We start from the raw sequence: 18,931 nt of genomic DNA, 5'->3' as shown, positions 1-18,931 counted from the left end.
TTCTTAACGTTGTAGGAGAGCAATTTCAGGTTTCAGGATCAGTCCTAATCAGTTTGTCGGCTTTGTTTATGATTTTCCAGGTGCCAATCCGACTGACATAGGGGCATCGTCTTCAATAATTACGATACGAGAAGCGACAAGAAGTTCAAGCCACAATATCCCCAGAGCCATTGGAATCATCATCCATCCCGCAAAATCGTGAAACAGCATGTCCGCCAGCTTTGCTTGCCCCAACGCGTAGAGGAGTCCTGTCGTGGTGATGCGAGTCACGTTCGCGATGATTGCAATTGGAATCGCACTGGCGACAACCAGCAGCCTCTCCCAGATCGGTCGATCATGAATGAAAAGGGCGGCAGCTGTTGAGAATGCGAAAAAGACCATCAGCATGCTCATTCCACTGCACGCTTCTGTGACGCCGATCCGTGCGTCGTTGACAACAATCACGTTCCCCTCAGCGATTGCCGGGAGCCCAACTGTCTGCATGACGTAAGTGCTCGCAATGGTGCCAATTCGACGTAATGGGTCTCTAAGGGCAACTTCGAGGCTGTATGGTAGCGGGAGCATGAATGCGAGGAACAGGATTGCTGGCCAAGCCCATCTCACTGTCTGCCATCCGCCAGCGAGTACGAAGACTCCAAGGACGAAGGGGATGATCGCTACAAAATCGAACCATTCCATGTAATACCGGGCTGAGATCAATCTGAGCAGGATCGCCCCCGCGAGGATTACCAGGCCCCAGGAGTTTGGTCGAACTTTGTCAATGTCGAGCTTGTCTCTGCGCATCCACAACAGGGCGATTGAGAAGAGTGGGACAAGATAGCCGTGAGAGTACTCAGGGTTTGTGTTCCACTTCGTTGCAATAACCTCGATCGTAGACCAGAAGGCCCAAATTCCTGCGATCCCGAGGATGAGTAGTCGGATCAGCAGGTTTTTCATTGCAGGAGGTGCGAAAAATTCTATAAATGCGGTCATTGTTGATCAGACTGGATGGTGGATATGCAAGGCAAGCTGGGAGCCTCAGTCGTCGAACGGCAGTCCTCAGCTGGATAGCATCTCGCTGATTATCTCATCATCTTGAAGAAGTGGATGGAGAGAATAAGTAAAGAAAACAGCACGACATTTGTAAAAACGTGCCTGATGTTGCCCGTAGAAGGTCACTTTTTGGTGACAGTTTTTGTTGCCAAGAGTCTGGACTCCGTCCCCCTCGGTGGCTACGCACCGATTACGATGTCGTTGGTTTGGTGCACTTTTCATTGAGGAAAAGTGTTACCATTCCGGCATTTGCGAATTGACTCTTCATGTTGGACTCCGTCCCGACCCGCATTTCCAAATCGTTTGGAATACTTCATTCCGTGAAGTTTGCACTCAACCTAATGAGGGCATTCTCTATATCATGGAAAGTTGACGAATGTCAATAATCAATGTTTATGTTCAGCAGAAATAAGTTGATGTGTGCAGGTTAGCCGGTGGGGTAATCTTTGCGACCGCTGCAATGGGAACGTCGTTTGTTGGAGGTGTTTTTGGGGTGGTTGCGCTGGGTGGATCGGGAGTTCTGGGGTGAATGTTTCTGTTTTGAGGATTGCCGGGGGTGTGTGGAGTGCCATCTGGGGACACTTTTGATGGTTGCTGGTTGTTTTGTAAGGTGCGGGCTGAACCTGGAGGTTCGCGAGCCTGTCTGGTAAAGTGAGTTGTGGTCGGTTTGTTTTGGTCCTATCGGGAAGAAATTTCAAAATTGGATTGAAACCACTTGATGCGGTTTCGGTGTCTCGGTATAAGACGCGGACTGACGGAACTCCGTAATCACACTACCGGTTTGTGCTTGCATGGAGAATGGACACCGCTATACTTCGCGGCTCAGTTTCCGGAACTTGGCTAGTGTAGCTCAACGGCAGAGCACCGGTTTTGTAAACCGGCGGTTGTGGGTTCGAATCCCTCCACTAGCTTTTGTTGGTCATGGTGGTGAAAACCTCGTGGGTGGCATTGATGAGGGGGTGTACCCGAGTGGCCAAAGGGGTCAGACTGTAAATCTGATGGCTCAGCCTTCGTAGGTTCGAATCCTACCACCCCCACTTTAAGTGTTTTTGAAGATTGTTTTTTGTTCGTCGCGGTTGACGAAACTGTGTTGGGCAAGGTATTTCCTTGTTCTCCTTTTAGCGGGTGTAGCTCAATGGTAGAGCTCCAGCCTTCCAAGCTGGTGGTGAGGGTTCGATTCCCTTCACCCGCTCTCTCTTCGCTAAAGTGTGGTGTCGAGGGTAAGAGGTCGTTTGCGGGGCTAGGCGGATTTTTCTCGCTGCGGCGGGGTTTGCAGTGCAGTGGTTGTTCTGTTGCTCATTGACGGTGACTCCCGTTTGGTTGAGAAATGGCCAGCGTGGTGGGGCGTTTTGTTGAGTGTTTAGAGGTGCTGCTGTGGCTCAGTTGGTAGAGCGCGTCCTTGGTAAGGACGAGGTCGCGGGTTCAAGTCCCGCCAGCAGCTTACCGGCTTTTGTCCGGTTTTGCCGTGTCGGCGCCCGTAGGCGTACTACGGCGTCGAAGCTAACTTTTGCGGCTGTGTTGGTCGCTTGGTACAATTAAGATTCAAGGAGTTTTGGAGCGCTAGTCATGGCGAAGGAAACATTTCAACGGACAAAGCCGCACGTGAACGTCGGTACCATCGGTCACATCGATCATGGTAAAACAACTCTTACTGCATCAATTCTAGCGGTTCAGGCAACAAAAGGGCTGGCTCAGCCTATCGATTATTCTGACGTCGCAAAAGGTGGTACGGTTCGCGATGAAACGAAAACTGTGACTATTGCTGTTAGTCACGTTGAGTATGAGTCAGATACTCGCCACTACGCTCATATTGACTGTCCAGGTCACGCTGATTATGTGAAAAACATGATTACTGGTGCCGCTCAGATGGATGGTGCTATTCTTGTGGTTTCGGCAGCAGATGGGCCGATGCCTCAGACTCGGGAGCACATTCTCTTGGCTCGCCAGGTTGGTGTGCCTGCTCTTGTTGTGTTTTTGAATAAGTGCGATCTTGTCGACGATGAAGAGTTGCTCGAGCTTGTCGAGATGGAAGCTCGTGACCTTCTGAGTATGTACGATTTCCCCGGTGATGATATTACGATTGTCCGCGGTTCAGCGAAGCCTGCTTTGGATGATCCGGGTAATGAAGAGAAGAATGCCTGCATCGGCGAGTTGATGGATGCACTTGATGCGGACATTCCTGAGCCATCACGTGTGACTGACAAGCCGTTTTTGATGGCGATTGAAGATGTCTTCTCGATCGAAGGTCGCGGTACTGTTGTGACCGGTCGTATCGAGCAAGGTGTTGTCAAAGTTGGTGAAAAAGTTCAGATCCTTGGGTTGCGAGATACTCAAGAAACGACTGTGACTGGCGTTGAAATGTTCCGCAAGATGCTCGATCAGGGTGAAGCGGGCGATAATGTCGGTATTCTTTTGCGTGGAACGCGTAAGGAAGATGTTGAGCGTGGTCAAGTATTGGCTCAGCCAGGCTCGATTAATCCGCATACGAAATTCGAAGCCGAGATTTACGTCTTGAGCAAAGAGGAGGGTGGTCGAAAGACTCCATTCTTTAGCGGTTACCGCCCACAGTTCTACTTCCGTACAACGGATGTAACTGGAGCAGTCAAGTTGCTGGGTGATGCAGAAATGTGCATGCCTGGTGATAACGTTAAGTTGGAAGTCGAGCTGATTAAGCCGGTCGCTTTGGTTGACGGAAGTCGTTTTGCGATTCGTGAAGGTGGAAGAACAGTTGGATCTGGTGTGATTACTAAAGTTATTGAGTAGTACGCCAAGATAGTTTTGCGGTCAGCGTCCGGTGTTTTCTCGGAAAGCACCGGATTGCTGCCATTATAAGAGGTGAGTGATGGCTCGTGAATATGTTTGGCTCGAGTGTACCGAGTGTGGTGATCGGAACTACCGTGTCACTAAGGAGATGCGCGGTACAGAGCGCCTCGAAATTAAGAAGTATTGCCCACGATTGCGTCGTCATACAACGCATAAAGAATCGCGAAAAAAATAGTGAGTTTCGTCTCGTGTGTAAGTTACGGGCGTAGCTCAATTGGCAGAGCAGCGGATTCCAAATCCGCAGGTTGGGAGTTCAAATCTCTCCGCCCGTGTTTCCAGGATGCTGGATTGTTCGGAGTAACTTTGTCGACTTTCGCTGGCTGAGTGGTGATTTAGGCGGAGAGGTTTTGTCTCTCTGTTTGGGATCGTGGTTGGTTGGCGTGGCGTCTTGATCAGGCGGTGTCTGTTGGTGGTCGTTCTTTTTTAGCGATTGCGTTACAGTGCTTGCTGTTTTAAGAAGGCGAAGTTCATGTTTTCGGATCAGTTGTAAAAGGGACGCCCAGGATGGCAAAAGCAAAAACAGATACTTCGTTCTGGGGGAATTTCCTCGTTCCGGGGTTGTTCAAGCCGAATCAGGGACGAGTCGTTAGGCAAGTGACTGCCGGTACGGTTGCGATTATTATGGTTACTGCAGCGTGGCGCTTGCGGGCGACCTTGCTGATTGAGAAGACTGCTGCCATTTCCGTTGGGGTTCCATTGTTGATCTCAGCTGCAGGGCTGTGGTTTGCGTATCGGTTAATTAACTGGCCCGTATTTGCCAACTTCCTGATTTCAGTGGAAGCGGAGCTTGATAAAGTTTCCTGGGCTGATTGGGCGTATTTAAAGCGAGCTACTGTTGTTGTTCTTGTCGTAATGTTTGCGATGGGGGCGTATTTGTATGTTGCGGATATTTTCTGGCAACAGTTGTTTGGTGCAATCGGTTTTCTCGATCTTGACACCGTAGAATAGACAGCGAGTTCGCAGAGTGCTGCGAACGTTCCAGAAATGTCAATGCAATCGCTTGAAATTGTTCGGGCGATTCATAATGATGCGTGGCTTGCCATGAATAGTGATGAAATTACTTCAGACAGCGACAACTCAGAAGCAGAGGGTGCTCCTGAGCAGGAAAAGTTGTGGTATGTTCTGAAAGTTCAGAGTAATCGCGAACGTTCCATTCGTGACTCTATTATCCGCCGGATTAAGATGGAGGGTATGGAGGACTGTTTTGGGCAGGTGTTCATCCCCACCGAGAAGGTTGTTGAAACAAAAGGTGGAGGTCGTCGTGTTCGAGAGCAGAAGTTGCTTCCGGGTTACATGATGATCGAGATGGCGCTGAATGATGAGACATGGCATCTCGTGCGTTCGACGGGTGGTGTCGGTGATTTTACCGGTGCTGCTGGAAAGCCGATTCCAATGGAGGAAGAAGAGGTTCGCCGTTGGCTTGGGCTCGACACTGCTGATGAGGATGAAAAACAGGAAGATGAGAAGGAAGCTCGTCCTGTTGTGAAGTTCGTTGTTGCAGTTGGTGAGCACGTTAAGGTCAAAGAAGGTGCGTTCGAGAACTTCGAAGGCGTCATTGACTCAATGGATGAAGTGACTGGCAAGCTCAAAGTGATGATCGAGATTTTCGGTCGCGGTACAGAAGTAGAGTTAGAGCATTGGCAGGTCGAAAAAGTTTAACTGCTATGTAGTCCGGGTCTGTTTTAGTGGTCCGGTTGAAGTCCTTCGTCGGCTGCGAAGGTGGTTAATAAATCGAGTTGGCTGCGCTCGGGTTTCCCCCGGCGGTCGTTGAAATTGGATGAGGCAGGCAAATGGCCAAGCAGTTAGTGACACAAATTAAAGTACAAGTGACCGGGGGGCAGGCGACGCCAGCTCCTCCTGTGGGGACTGCATTGGGTCCTCATGGTGTCAATATCGGCCAGTTTGTGCAGCAGTTTAACGATCAGACTCGCGAGATGATGGGGACGACCCTCCCTGTTGTGATTTCGGTTTATAATGATCGTTCCTTCGATTTTATTATCAAGAGTCCACCAGCTGCTGTCCTGCTGAAGCAGGCTGCGAAAGTGGCCAAGGGGTCGGGGAATCCTTTGAAAGACAAAGTTGGAACTGTGACGACTGAGCAGTTAAAAGATATTGCAAAAACAAAGATGGCCGATCTCAATGCAGGTAGCATTGAGCAAGCTGCGAAGACTGTCGCTGGGACAGCTCGCAGTATGGGTATCCAAGTGGTTGACTAGGGTTGCAGGCTGTTTTTGGTGCAACTTGAGAGTCTCTGTTTATTGAAACATCGTAGTTATTGAGAGTCAGGCAGTAGTAATGGGTAAGCCATCCAAGCGACAACAAGCCTATCGTAAAGTAGTTTCAAGTCTGGAGCCAAGCTCGGTTTCGGATGCTGTTGCTGCCTTGAAAGGCTTGGATGAAAATCTTCCTAAGGGGATTGAGCCTCCAAAAGGAGATCAGTCGGTTGAGCTTGCTGTTCGGCTCGGTGTCGATCCGAAGCATGCTGATCAAATTGTTCGTGGTTCAATTGTCTTGCCACACGGAATCGGGAAGTCTCAAAGAGTTCTTGTTTTCTGTAAAGAGCAAAACATTGACAAGGCATTGGAGGCTGGTGCTGACTTTGCTGGTGCCAAAGAGCTTGCTGATAAAGTGAAGGATGGCTGGCTTGAGTTCGATGTTGCAATTGCGACGCCGGATATGATGGGAGTCGTCGGCCCGTTGGGGCGAGTGCTAGGTCCTCGCGGTCTGATGCCATCGCCTAAGGCCGGGACAGTGACTCAGGATGTTACGACGGCTGTGACGGAATACAAAGCAGGTAAAGTTGAATTTCGGGTTGATGATGCCGGGATAGTTCACTGCCTTGTTGGAAAGATGTCTTTTGACGAAACCCAGCTTACAGAAAACATTGAGGCGTTGTTGAAGCTGATTCAGCAATTGCGTCCGCAGGCTGCTAAGGGCGTTTATGTTCGTTCAGTGACTGTCTCTGGGACGCAAACTCCAGGTGTTCCAATTGTTGCAGCTTAGTAGTTAACTTTTCTGAGAAGTTGGCTTCGGGCAAAGTCAACGTTTTCGGTTGTTCAGTTCATAGATAAGATATTCGACAATCAGCGTCGCTGTGTCAGACGCGATTAACCAGGCGTGATATAATGAGTAAAGTAGTCAAGAAGATGATGCTCGACGACCTCCGCAATAAGCTGGATGGTCGACGTGACTTTCTCGTTCTCGATCTGTCAAAGTTGGATGCAGTTGCGAATAACGAAATGCGTCTAGAGTTGGCGCAAAAAGGCATCACTCTCCTCGGTATCAAGAATCGCTTGTTGCAAGTGATTCTTCGAGATGCTGGGCTTGATGAGTTGGATGGTCCTTTATCTGGTCCTTCGACTCTGGCCTGGGGTGGAGAAGATATCGTTGGTCTTTCTAGAGAGATGACCAATTGGGCTAAGAAGATTGAAGAAGTTGAAATCAAAGGTGCTGCCGTTGATGGTCAAGGTGTTGACTCAGCGGGTGTGACCGACATCAGTAAAGGTCCAAGTCGGCTGGAACTGATTGGGCAACTTGCCGGACTCGTGTTGAGTCCAGGTGCACAGCTTGCAGGTGCTTTGCTTGGACCAGGGGGAACTCTTTCTGGTCAGGTTCAAGCTCTTGCGGAGAAAGATAACGAAGAAAGCGGCGACGCTGCGTAGTGTCCCGGTTCGGCCGAGTGAGGCCGAGATTTTTCACTCTACCGAGCCGGTGCGGTATCCAATCGCATGCCGGCAATTAACCTTGGAGAAACGGAAATGTCAGCTGAAGCCCCAGAAGCACCAGCAAAAGAATTTGACGACAATACAAAAACCCTCGGAGACCAACTCGTTGGTCTTACGCTGCTTCAGGCAAAAGCTCTTGCTGACTACCTGAAAGACGTTCATGGCATTGAGCCAGCTGGTGGCGGTGTTGTGATGGCTGCCGGTCCTGCTGCAGGTGGCGGAGACGAAGGTGGCGCTGCTGCAGAGCAGACGTCATTTGATGTCATCCTCACTGGATTCGGTGACGCGAAAATCAATGTCATCAAAGCTGTTCGAAGCATCACCGGACTTGGCCTGAAAGAGGCTAAGACTATGGTTGAAAGTGCTCCATCACCATTGAAAGAAGGTGTTGAAAAAGACGAAGCTGAAAAGCTCGTTAAGGACATCGAAGAGGCTGGTGGAACTGCTGAGTTGAAGTAAGCTTCTGAATTCATAGGCAATATGAGGCTGGTCCTCGTATTGCCTATTTTTGCGTGTGACTAGCATTCATCATGCCATACAGTTGCAATTTTTCCGGTGGATGATATCTTGTTGACAAGAAGTTGTTGGCGGATCACCCAAGGATGAACTATTGACTGCCGGACGTGTTGTTTTGCATCAGTTTCTTCTGCCTGAGGCATCACCTGTTGATGTTTACTCTATTCCTTTGTTGTGGATGTGCAGCAGTTCTGATCGAAGTCGCAGATTAAGTGGGGGCAGTTGTGTTTTGCTTCGAGAGTCTCTTTTTGGAGGCGCTGTACGGTTGCTAAAACATCAGTGTCCTGCGGTCCGTAAAGTCTATGTGATTTCTGCGAGTCCGGTGCGTTCCTTGATTCGACATGGCCTATGCATTGCGAATGTTTGTGAATCGCTCACTTTGGCGAGGCTTGTTTATGTTTCACTCAGGTGGAATATCTGTAATGCCCGTCGCTCTTTTATTATTCAGGTGCGATTTCAGGCACTCACAGTGCGTGCCTACATTTTCAGGGTCGACAAATTCCGGAAGGGGGCCGGGTTGGCGAGTTTGAATCTACGAACATTAGATCGCTCTAGAAGTGCGCACTTAAATGCTGCGCATTTTCTCTTTTGTGTTGATGTCGCTGACTCCCGGAAATGCTTTTCCTCTCGGGGCTTGTCTTTGATTCAACCTGCTGACTCTATGTTGCTGAGTGAACAGCATGTTTTGGCAGACTGTATCAAGTCTTTTGACTCTGATTTCCGTTCAGGCCAAGAGCAAGCCGGCACAACTCAATTTACGCTCGCTTTCGTAAACTCGTCTCCTGGTGATGTAGGAAATTCTCAATTCAAGCCTTACTTAAGTCGTCCCAACCCTGTCAGGCAATTTGTGAGCAGTTATCGCAAGCTTGTTGAACTCGTGTGCTGAGTTCCCCTTAAGCGTCTTCTGTATAATTCGTGTTGACTTTAGAACTTACAGATGTCCAGCCAATTTCGTGAGAGCCCCACTGATTCGTGATTCTCACTATGTTATGTGTCCTACTGAAAATATGATTTATTTGAACTTAGCCGGAAGCCAGGACCTGATTCCATGGAGTCAGAGCAACTTCATAAACCTTTTAAGAAACACTGCTGACGTTTCTTGAGAGTCTGTTTTGTTTGCGATCACGTTTCAGTGAGTCAATGAATAACGAGAACCTTACTCAGTTTTCTCCCCGCGTAAAGAACCCGACGAATGCCAATTCCACATCAACGAATCATTCCGACTGACTCAGTCCGTAACTTTGGTAAGATTGAAGCTAAGTATGAACTCTCGGATTTGACGCGAATTCAAACTGAGTCATACTCGAAGTTTCTGCAATTGGAGCGGAAACCAGAAGAGCGGCGGGATGAAGGTCTCGAAGAGATTTTACGAGAAGTCTTCCCGGTTGAGAGCTATGACGGTCAGTACCGTTTGGAGTATGTCAAATACGAACTCGGTAAACCACGTTACAGCCCGACTGAGTGTCGTCAGCTCCGCTTGACTTACGGTCGCCCTTTCCGTGTGACTCTTCGTCTTGTCAAAGAAGAGCCTATCGAAGAAGAGGTCTACCTCGGGGATATGCCGATCATGATTGGTGGTGGTGAATTCATCATCAATGGATCAGAGCGGGTTATCGTCAGCCAGTTGCATCGTTCACCTGGTGTTGATTTCGTTGTTGCCTCCGAACCAGGCGAACGTAAAGAGTACTCTTGCCGCGTCATTCCAGAGCGTGGTAGTTGGATTGAATTTATGGTTTCCAAAAAGGAAACCTTAGGAGTTCGTATCGATCAGAGTGGTCGCTTCTCTGCTATGACTTTGCTGCGAGCGATGAATGAAGAGTACAGTACTGACACATCTTTGCTCGAAATCTTCTATAAAGTCGTTAAGACCAAAGTTGGCAAGGATGGATCAGATCTTGCCGGTCTCTATGCTGCCGAAGATGTTGCATACGAAACTGGCGAACGAGCCGGTGAAATTATTGTTGAGTGCTGCCACACAATTTCTGCGACCCAGGCTGCTGAAATCGCGGAAGCGGGCATCAAGGTTGTGCAAACCCTGGATGATGTTCGTGACACGCTGATCCTTAACAGCGTGATCGAAGATAATACAGTCAGCCATGAAGAAGCCTTGCTGAAGATTTATCAGCGCCTGCGTCCTGGTAATCCTCCTTCACTTGAGAAGGCTAAGGATCTCTTCGCAGAGAAGTTTTACGATGTCAATCGATATCGGCTTGGTCGAGTTGGACGCTTTCGTATCAACCGCAAGTTCAATCAGGATATTCCTGATGACGAAATGACTTTGCGTTCCGAGGATATGGTCAACGCTGTTCGTTATCTTGTTTTACTACGTATGGATGATGATTCAGCTTACGTTGATGATATCGATAATCTCGGTAACCGACGTTTGCGGACTATTGATGAATTGGGGATGGATGAAATCCGTAAAGGTTTTCTGAAACTTCGGCGAACTGTTCAGGAGCGAATGAGCCTGAAAGATGTTGAAGAAATGAGTCCGCGTACTTTGGTCAATCCGAAGTCTGTTTCAGCGGCCATTGATTATTTCTTTGGGCGAAGTGAACTTTCGCAGGTGGTCGACCAGACGAATCCACTTTCGATGCTCACACACGAGCGTCGATTAAGTGCACTTGGTCCAGGTGGTTTGAATCGTAAGCGTGCAGGCTTTGAAGTTCGCGACGTACATATTTCGCACTACGGTCGAATTTGTCCGATTGAAACTCCTGAAGGTACAAACATTGGTCTGATTTCCAGTTTGAGTATCTTCTCGAAAGTTGATGACTACGGATTTTTGATCACTCCATATCGTAAGGTTTCGAATGGAAAAGTGATTGATGAAATCATGTGGTTGCGTGCTGATGAAGAAGCGAGTGTGCACGTTGCTCCTGCTGATACGCGTGTCGAAAATGGCGTGATTATTGACGAGCGCGTCTTGTCGCGTTATCGCAGTGATGTTCACTGGATTCCCGCCATGGATGTGGAATTCATCGATGTGGCACCTTGCCAAATGGTGGGTGTCTCTGCTGGGTTGATTCCTTTCCTTGAGCACGATGATGCGAACCGTGCGTTGATGGGGTCAAACATGCAACGTCAGGCGGTTCCGCTCTTGATCGCTGAAGCGCCTTTGGTCGGGACTGGGATGGAGGAAGAGATTCCTCGTTACTCCGGTATGGTTGTTCGCTCGGACCGAGCAGGAAAAGTGACGTATGTTGATGCAAACGTCATTGAGGTCGAAGGTAAGAAATTCCCTCTGCGAAAGTACATGGGGCTGAACGAGCGAACATGCTTGAATCAGAAACCGTTGGTCTCTGTTGGGCAGAAGGTTAAGAAAGACCAGATTCTTGCTGACAGTGCTGCCACACAAGATGGGATCTTGGCACTGGGACGAAATGTTCTTGTGGGCTTCATGTCGTGGGAAGGGTTCAACTTTGAAGATGCGATTATTCTCTCTGAGCGACTCGTTAAGGATGATGTTTACACTTCGATTCACATTGATGAATTCGATGTTGAGATCCGCGAGACCAAGCTTGGTCGTGAAGAGTTCACTCGAGATATCCCGAACGTGAGCGAAAAAGCTTTGCGTCATCTTGATGATGACGGGATTGTTCACGTCGGAACGCGGGTCAAGCAGGGAGATATTCTGGTTGGTAAAGTGGTCCCTAAGGCCAAAGCAGAATTGACTCCTGAAGAAAAGTTGTTGCATGCGATCTTCGGTAAGGCCGGAGAAGATGTGAAAAACGAATCTCTTGAAGTCAATAGTGGCGTTGAGGGGATTGTTATCCAAACTGAGAAGTTCTCTCGCAGAATGAGTCTTTCTGAGGCCGATCGAAAAGTTTTCGACATCGAAGTCGCAAAGATTCAACAAGAAGGTCAGGAGAAAATTGCAGAGAAGTTCCAGGAGTTTGTCGTCGAATTTGATGCCGCCTTGGGGCGTCATCTGGCAGATGATGACGGAAGGGAAATTCGCAGTATTGAAGATGTGAAGTTTGTCGCTCAATACGCGAAAAGTTTCGAAAGCCATTTCGACAAACTCGACATTCGCAGCCCTCAAAAACAAGCGGATCTGCGTAAGCTGATGAATGAACAGTGGCCGTTCGTGGTGGAAGTCATTGATGAGGCTGAGCAAAACCTGAACAGCATGAAGCGTGGAGATGAACTTCCTAACGGCGTGCTGCAGATGGTGAAGGTTTATGTGGCCTCCAAACGACAGATTTCTGTCGGGGATAAAATGGCTGGCCGTCACGGAAACAAGGGTGTAATTTCAAAAGTCTTGCCAGTTGAGGATATGCCTTATCTGGATGACGGAACCCCCATCGACATTATTCTGAACCCACTTGGTGTTCCGAGTCGTATGAACGTCGGTCAGATTTTGGAAACTCACCTTGGATGGGCAGCCTCAAAACTTGGCTTCCGTGCGATTTGCCCAGTTTTCGATGGTGCCCCAGAAGCTGAAATTAACGATTGTCTCAAGGAAGCTGGCTTGCCGGAAGAAGGAAAAGTTCGTCTTTACGATGGACGAACCGGCGAGCAGATGGAGCAGAAAACAACTGTCGGTTACATCTACATGTTGAAACTGCATCACCTTGTTGATGACAAAGTGCATGCCCGTGCAACGGGACCTTACTCGCTCATTACTCAACAACCGTTGGGTGGAAAAGCCCGCTTCGGTGGTCAGCGATTCGGAGAGATGGAAGTTTGGGCATTGGAAGCCTACGGAGCCGCTTACATCCTTCAGGAATTGCTCACTGTGAAGAGTGATGATGTTGAAGGCCGCACCAAAATTTACGAGTCAATGGTTAAGGGGGAAAACACCCTTGAGGCCGGAACACCCGCAAGTTTCGATGTGCTGAACAACGAAATTCGCGGACTGTGTTTGAACATGCAATTGGAAAAAACTCACACGTAAGTGTTTGAAACTTCCAGTTGTTTAGAACGATTTTGAATTCAAATTGAAGATTTCCCCATTCCAGAATAGGAGTGTCCTGTGAGCGTCGGAGAAGGTGCTTACGATCGCGTTAACGACTATGGTGCCGTGAAGATTAGTCTCGCGAGTCCGCACGATATTCGTAGCTGGTCGTTCGGTGAAGTCAAAAAACCGGAAACAATCAACTATCGGACCTATCGACCTGAGCGCGATGGTTTATTCTGTGAACGTATTTTTGGTCCTGAAAAGGATTGGGAATGTGCTTGCGGGAAATATCGCGGGATGAAATACAAGGGGATGATCTGCGACCGCTGCGGCGTCAAAGTGACTCACTCTCGTGTTCGTCGTAAACGAATGGGCCATATTGAACTGGCTGCGCCAGTTGTACATATCTGGTTCTTCAAGAGTATGCCCAGTCGTCTGGGTGCGATGCTCGCGATGAAAACGACCAGCCTGGAAAAGGTTGTTTACTTTCAGGAATATGTTGTCACCGATCCTGGGGATACTCCACTTCGTAAATGTCAGTTGCTGACAGAAGACGAAGCGAAAGAAGCCCGTGAAAAATATGGTGCTGGCGAATTCAAAATTGAGATGGGTGCGGAAGCGATTTTCTCGCTGCTGACGAACATCAATCTCGTTGAAGAGTCTGTCACACTTCGGCAGGAACTTCGCGAGACCGGATCACAGCAAAAGACGAAGGACCTGATTAAGCGGCTGAAGGTCATCGAAGCGCTCCGAGACAGTGAGAACCGTCCTGAGTGGATGGTGCTGCACTGTGTCCCAGTGATTCCACCAGACTTGCGTCCATTGGTGATGCTTGAGTCAGGCAATTTTGCAACAAGTGATTTGAACGACTTATATCGTCGAATTATTAACCGGAATAACCGGTTGAAAAAACTTGTCGACCTCAATGCTCCAGAAGTGATTGTTCGCAACGAAAAACGAATGTTGCAACAGTCAGTTGATGCACTGTTCGACAACGGTCGTTGTAAGCGTCCTGTCCTGGGATCATCGAACCGTCCGTTGAAATCACTGACGGACATGATCAAAGGTAAGCAGGGTCGTTTCCGTGAGAACCTGCTCGGAAAACGTGTCGATTATTCCGCACGTTCCGTGATTGTGGTCGGGCCGGAACTTCAGTTGCACCAATGTGGTTTGCCGAAGAAGATCGCTCTGGAACTGTTCCAACCGTTTATTATTCGCCGCCTGAAGGAACTGGGGCACGCTGATACGATCAAGTCTGCCAAGCGAATGCTTGAGCGTCGTGATGAAGAGGTTTGGGATATTCTCGACGAGGTGATTACAAATCATCCGGTCCTTCTGAACCGTGCACCAACATTGCACCGTATGGGAATTCAGGCATTTGAGCCGGTTCTCGTGGAAGGTCACGCGATTCGAGTCCATCCACTTGTCTGTAAAGGATTCAACGCTGATTTCGACGGCGATCAGATGGCTGTCCACTTGCCGCTTTCTATTGAAGCGCAAGTTGAAGCGACAACTCTGATGATGTCGACGAACAACGTCTTCAGTCCGGCCAACGGCGACCCGATTATTTCGCCGTCACAGGATATCGTGATGGGTTGCTACTACTGCACCATGCGTCGCCCTGGTCGTCGTGGCGAAGGTCTTGTCTTTGCATCTCCTGATGAGTGTATGACTGCCTATCAACAGGGTGTCGTCGAGCGACATGCTGCTGTGAAAGTGCGTCTTCCTAAAGACAAGCGGGTGAAAGGCGAAGGAGCCGAGAGCTTTAAGTCTGGTGGTCTTGTAGAGACATCTCCTGGTCGAGTCATGTTTAATGACATCCTTCCGAGGAACATGGCGTTCTACAACAAGACGCTTAGTAGTAAAGATCTTTCTAACGTTATTTCTGACTGTCACCTGGAAGTTGGACGTCGAGAAACGATTGAACTTCTCGATTTGATGAAGAATATCGGTTTCACAGAATCGACTCGTTCGGGACTTTCATTCGGAACAACAGATCTCGTTGTTGCACCGAATAAAGAACAGGTGATTCTCAAAGGTGAAACGGAAGTTCTGAAGCAACAGAAGTTGTACGATCGTGGTGTGATCACCGGAGCAGAACGGTACAACAAGGTGATCGATATCTGGACTCATGCTCGGGAAGAAATTACCGAAGTGATGAAGACAGAACTGGAGAACGACGTCCGTGAAGATGGTGCCTATGTGAATCCGATTCACTTGATGGCCGAGTCTGGTGCTCGTGGTGGTGTCGAACAGATTCGTCAGCTTTCCGGTATGCGTGGTCTGATGGCCAAGCCGAGTGGTGAGATCATCGAGACACCTATTAAGTCGAACTTCCGTGAAGGATTGACGGTACTCGAGTACTTCTCATCGACTCACGGTGCTCGTAAAGGTCTGGCTGATACCGCTTTGAAAACTGCGGATTCTGGTTACTTGACACGGAAACTGGCTGATGTTTGCCAGAACCTTGTTATCACCATGAATGATTGCCAAACGACTAACGGCGTGACTCGCGGAATTCTTTACCGTGGGGAAAAGGTCGAAGTCAGTCTAGCTGATGCGATTCGTGGTCGAACCAGTCGAACAAACATCGTCGATCCAATTACGGACGAAGTGATTGTTCGTGAAGGGGAATTGATCACCGTCGACATTTCGCGACGCATTGAAGATATGGGACTGGAGCGTATTCAGGTCCGCAGCCCAATGGCATGCGAAGCTGAACTTGGTCTGTGCCAAAAATGTTACGGAATGGACCTCTCAACAGGTCGGTTGGTCGAAGAGGGGCTGGCGGTCGGAATTATCGCTGCTCAGAGTATCGGGGAACCGGGAACTCAGTTGACCATGCGGACGTTCCACATCGGTGGTGTGGCTCAAGGGGATGTCGAAGAAAGTGACATGAAGACACGTAAAGCTGGTCGTGTGAAATTTGCACGGATCCGCAGCGTGATCAACACCGAAGGTCAGGCAATCGTTCTGGCTCGACAGGGTGAAATCGTCATCATCGACCCGAAAAATCGTGAACTTGAAAGGTACAATGTGCCTGCAGGTTCAATGTTGCGGGTCAAAGAAGATGAGGATGTCAAAGTCGATCAGGTACTTTGTGAATGGGATCCGCACTCGGTGCCTATTCTTGCTGAAGTCGGCGGACGTGTTCGCTTTGAGGATTTGATCGAAGGTCGTTCAATTCGTTCGGAGAAAGATGCCAGCGGTTTTGTGCGATCCACTGTGATTGAACACAAAGGGGATCTGCATCCGCAAATCGTTCTTGAAGATAGTACCGGGAAAATTCTCGACTACTACTACTTGCCTGAACGTGCAAACATTGAAGTGAAAGAGGGTGGGCAAGTTTCAGCTGGAGCTGTGCTTGCGAAACAACCTCGTGAAGCTTCTGGAACTCAGGACATCACAGGTGGTCTACCTCGTGTGACTGAATTGTTCGAAGCACGGAAACCGAAGGATCCTGCGGTTGTTGCAGAGATCGATGGTGAAATTGAACTTGTTCCTGAACGCAAACGTGGCAAGCGTGTGATCGTGGTTCACGGGCAGGATGGAACCGATGCCGAGCATTCCATCCCGCATGGTAAGGCTTTGCTGGTTCACTCTGGCGATCTTGTGACTGCTGGTGACGCACTGGTTCGTGGTCCATTGGTGCCACACGATATTCTGCGAGTGAGTGGTGAAGAGGCAGTTCATCAATACCTGCTCCATGAAATTCAGAATGTGTACCGAGCTCAGCGTGTGGGAATTGATGATAAGCATATCGAGCTTGTCGTTTCACAGATGCTCCGCAAGGTTCGAATCGACGATGTGGGAGATACTGATCTGCTCCCAGGTGTGATTGTCGATAAGTGGGAATTCCGACGCGTCAACCGTGAGTTGATGAATTGTGTTCGAATTACCGATTCGGGAGCGACTGAGTTCGTCGTGGGCGATGTGGTCCCTCTCGAAACTGTCGAAGAGGTGAATGATCAACTCGAAGCTGATGGTGAAGATGTGATCGAATTCACCCGGCCTCGTCCTGCAAGTGCCAGCACTCAGTTGTTGGGAATCACAAAAGCAGCTGTTCAGAGCGAAAGCTTTATCTCAGCTGCAAGTTTCCAGGAAACGACCAAAGTGCTCACCGAAGCTGCGTTGGCAGGGAAGTCAGATCAACTTGTTGGTCTGAAAGAAAACGTGATTCTTGGTCACTTGATTCCGGCGGGAACCGGATTCAAATTACACCAGGAATCGGAAGTGCGAATTCGTCCCGAAGCTCAGCAGGAATTGCGAGAAGAGCATGCTCGTGTCCTTGCAGCACGTCGAGAAATGCTCAGCGAGAACGAAGAACTCGGTGGCATGCATCCGGGAAGAGAGGCTCCTCAGCCTCCGCCTCCAGCGTTGGGTGACATTCCTTCATTCACTGATCTGTCACCGGACGATTAATGAAACGGACGAAGGTGCCTGTGGTTAAAGTTTCTGATAGCAGATATCACAGTGTTTGATGTTTACAGCACTTGATTGTTACGGAACCTCACTTTCACAGCACTTTCAGGAAGAGACGAATAAGTTTTCTTCGAGTTCTTAAGAAATTCCATCAAGGCGTCTCCCTAAGTTGGGAAGACGCCTTGTTTGTTAATCGGTTTGAGTTAAATTGGTGATGCAACTTCGGTTCTCATGGCGGCAAAAATTTACGTTGCTCTGTGCCATTGGAACGACACTGCATGAGTCTCATTGCGATTTTGATCGAACACGGAAATCTACAACCAATGATCACCGCTATTGAAAACGACATATCGACGATTCTGGAGAAAGCTGTCGCTGGCGAACGCTTGACGTCAGAAGAGGGAGTGGCTTTGCTCAAGTCTCACGACCTTGCTGCAATCGGACAAGCTGCCGATGCTGTCACGCGGCGGTTCCACCCAGAGCCGTTTCGAACATATAACATTGACCGCAATATCAATTACTCGAACGTCTGTTCGGCGGTTTGTGATTTTTGTGCGTTCTATCGACCGGTTGGGCATGACGAGGCCTATGTGCTCACGGAAGAGGTTCTCTACAACAAGATTCAGGAAACTGTTGACCTTGGTGGAGATCAAATTCTTTTACAGGGTGGCCTGCATCCTCAGCTTTCCCTCGAATGGTACGAGGATCTCTTGCGGGGAATGAAAGAGAAGTTTCCTCAGGTCAACATTCATGGGTTCAGTCCTCCGGAACTTTGGCATTTTCATAAAATCAGTAAGTTACCACTTGAGACAGTCCTGCAGCGGTTGATGGATGCGGGGCTGGGCAGCCTTCCCGGTGGCGGGGGTGAGATTTTGGTGGACCGAGTCCGGAAGCAGATTACTCGAGGGAAAGTGCTCAGCGATGGTTGGTTGGAAGTTAACCGTGTCTGGCATCAACTCGGTGGGAAGAGTACCTGCACCATGATGTTCGGGCATGTCGAAACATTGGAAGAACGAATCGAACATCTTGAGCGGCTGCGTCAATTGCAGGATGAGTCGAATGGTTTCACCGCATTCATCTGCTGGACGCATCAACCACCGGAAGAAGCTCCCTGGTTTGGGCGCGATGCAGAGCAGGGGCGCAGCGGCGGAGTTGATATGTCGGACGTACCTTCTGCTGGTGCGTTTGAGTATTTGAAAACCCAGGCAATAGCACGTTTGTATTTGGACAACATCCCGAATATCCAATCAAGCTGGGTCACTCAGGGAGAGAAGGTCGGTCAACTCGCACTCTTCTTTGGTGCGAACGACATGGGAAGCTTGATGATTGAAGAGAATGTCGTAGCACAGGCTGGGACCGTGTTTCAGCTTTCCCTCGAAACAATTCGTCGTTGCATTACTGATTCGGGATACATCCCGCGTCAGCGAAACGTGTTCTACGACTATCTCGACGAAGCACCGGCCACCTCCACCGTTTCATAAACCCAGCAATTCAATACCCTTCATTTTGA

General features: G+C 49.1%; 12 protein-coding genes and 5 tRNA genes. 16 read left to right on the top strand and 1 reads right to left on the bottom strand.

Annotation, left to right across the window (positions count from 1 at the left end; genetic code table 11):
• Positions 1–66: 66 nt before the first annotated feature.
• Complete coding sequence (locus Mal48_RS18140) at positions 67–972, bottom strand: exosortase/archaeosortase family protein (RefSeq protein ID WP_145202867.1); 906 nt, start codon at positions 970–972, stop codon at positions 67–69.
• Positions 973–1,871: 899 nt separating this feature from the next.
• Here Mal48_RS18140 and Mal48_RS18135 point away from each other — a divergent pair.
• The 16 genes from Mal48_RS18135 (at position 1,872) to mqnC (ending at position 18,902) form a co-directional block, all read left to right on the top strand.
• Positions 1,872–1,943, top strand: a tRNA-Thr gene (locus Mal48_RS18135).
• Between the two features lie 44 nt (positions 1,944–1,987).
• Positions 1,988–2,069, top strand: a tRNA-Tyr gene (locus tag Mal48_RS18130).
• A gap of 84 nt (positions 2,070–2,153) precedes the next feature.
• Positions 2,154–2,224: transfer RNA gene (locus tag Mal48_RS18125), tRNA-Gly, on the top strand.
• A gap of 176 nt (positions 2,225–2,400) precedes the next feature.
• Positions 2,401–2,473: transfer RNA gene (locus Mal48_RS18120), tRNA-Thr, on the top strand.
• Between the two features lie 125 nt (positions 2,474–2,598).
• The gene (gene tuf / locus Mal48_RS18115; RefSeq protein ID WP_145202864.1) at positions 2,599–3,795 is read left to right on the top strand and encodes an elongation factor Tu; all 1,197 of its coding nucleotides are present in this window, start codon (positions 2,599–2,601) and stop codon (positions 3,793–3,795) included.
• Between the two features lie 79 nt (positions 3,796–3,874).
• Entirely contained in the window at positions 3,875–4,030 is a 156-nt protein-coding gene (rpmG, locus tag Mal48_RS18110; protein ID WP_145202861.1) for a 50S ribosomal protein L33, read from the top strand.
• Between the two features lie 24 nt (positions 4,031–4,054).
• A tRNA-Trp gene (locus Mal48_RS18105) sits at positions 4,055–4,127 on the top strand.
• 232 nt (positions 4,128–4,359) lie between these two features.
• The gene (gene secE, locus Mal48_RS18100; RefSeq protein ID WP_145202858.1) at positions 4,360–4,803 is read left to right on the top strand and encodes a preprotein translocase subunit SecE; all 444 of its coding nucleotides are present in this window, start codon (positions 4,360–4,362) and stop codon (positions 4,801–4,803) included.
• 42 nt (positions 4,804–4,845) lie between these two features.
• Positions 4,846–5,514 carry a transcription termination/antitermination protein NusG gene (nusG, locus tag Mal48_RS18095; RefSeq protein WP_231739697.1) on the top strand — a complete coding sequence of 223 codons (669 nt, stop codon included), beginning with the start codon at positions 4,846–4,848 and terminating at the stop codon, positions 5,512–5,514.
• 131 nt (positions 5,515–5,645) lie between these two features.
• Positions 5,646–6,071: a 50S ribosomal protein L11 gene (rplK, locus tag Mal48_RS18090; protein WP_145202855.1), complete on the top strand. Its 426-nt coding sequence runs from the start codon at positions 5,646–5,648 to the stop codon at positions 6,069–6,071.
• Between the two features lie 79 nt (positions 6,072–6,150).
• Positions 6,151–6,858 (top strand): 50S ribosomal protein L1, encoded by a 708-nt coding sequence (gene rplA, locus Mal48_RS18085; RefSeq protein ID WP_145202852.1) that lies wholly within the window; start codon positions 6,151–6,153, stop codon positions 6,856–6,858.
• Between the two features lie 122 nt (positions 6,859–6,980).
• Positions 6,981–7,517: a 50S ribosomal protein L10 gene (rplJ, locus tag Mal48_RS18080; protein ID WP_145202849.1), complete on the top strand. Its 537-nt coding sequence runs from the start codon at positions 6,981–6,983 to the stop codon at positions 7,515–7,517.
• Between the two features lie 96 nt (positions 7,518–7,613).
• On the top strand, positions 7,614–8,039 hold the full coding sequence (gene rplL / locus Mal48_RS18075; protein ID WP_145202846.1) for a 50S ribosomal protein L7/L12: 426 nt from the start codon (positions 7,614–7,616) through the stop codon (positions 8,037–8,039).
• 1,249 nt (positions 8,040–9,288) lie between these two features.
• On the top strand, positions 9,289–12,996 hold the full coding sequence (rpoB, locus tag Mal48_RS18070; RefSeq protein WP_145202843.1) for a DNA-directed RNA polymerase subunit beta: 3,708 nt from the start codon (positions 9,289–9,291) through the stop codon (positions 12,994–12,996).
• 78 nt (positions 12,997–13,074) lie between these two features.
• Complete coding sequence (gene rpoC / locus Mal48_RS18065; RefSeq protein ID WP_145202838.1) at positions 13,075–17,421, top strand: DNA-directed RNA polymerase subunit beta'; 4,347 nt, start codon at positions 13,075–13,077, stop codon at positions 17,419–17,421.
• A gap of 323 nt (positions 17,422–17,744) precedes the next feature.
• Positions 17,745–18,902, top strand: coding sequence for a cyclic dehypoxanthinyl futalosine synthase (mqnC, locus tag Mal48_RS18060; RefSeq protein WP_145206365.1), 1,158 nt, complete (start codon positions 17,745–17,747; stop codon positions 18,900–18,902).
• Positions 18,903–18,931 lie beyond the last annotated feature (29 nt).

It is taken from the genome of Thalassoglobus polymorphus, from assembly GCF_007744255.1.
Classification (GTDB): Bacteria; Planctomycetota; Planctomycetia; order Planctomycetales; family Planctomycetaceae; genus Thalassoglobus; species Thalassoglobus polymorphus.
The sequence above is the reverse complement of the archived record's forward strand: the minus strand, read 5'-3'. Positions and strand labels throughout refer to the sequence as shown.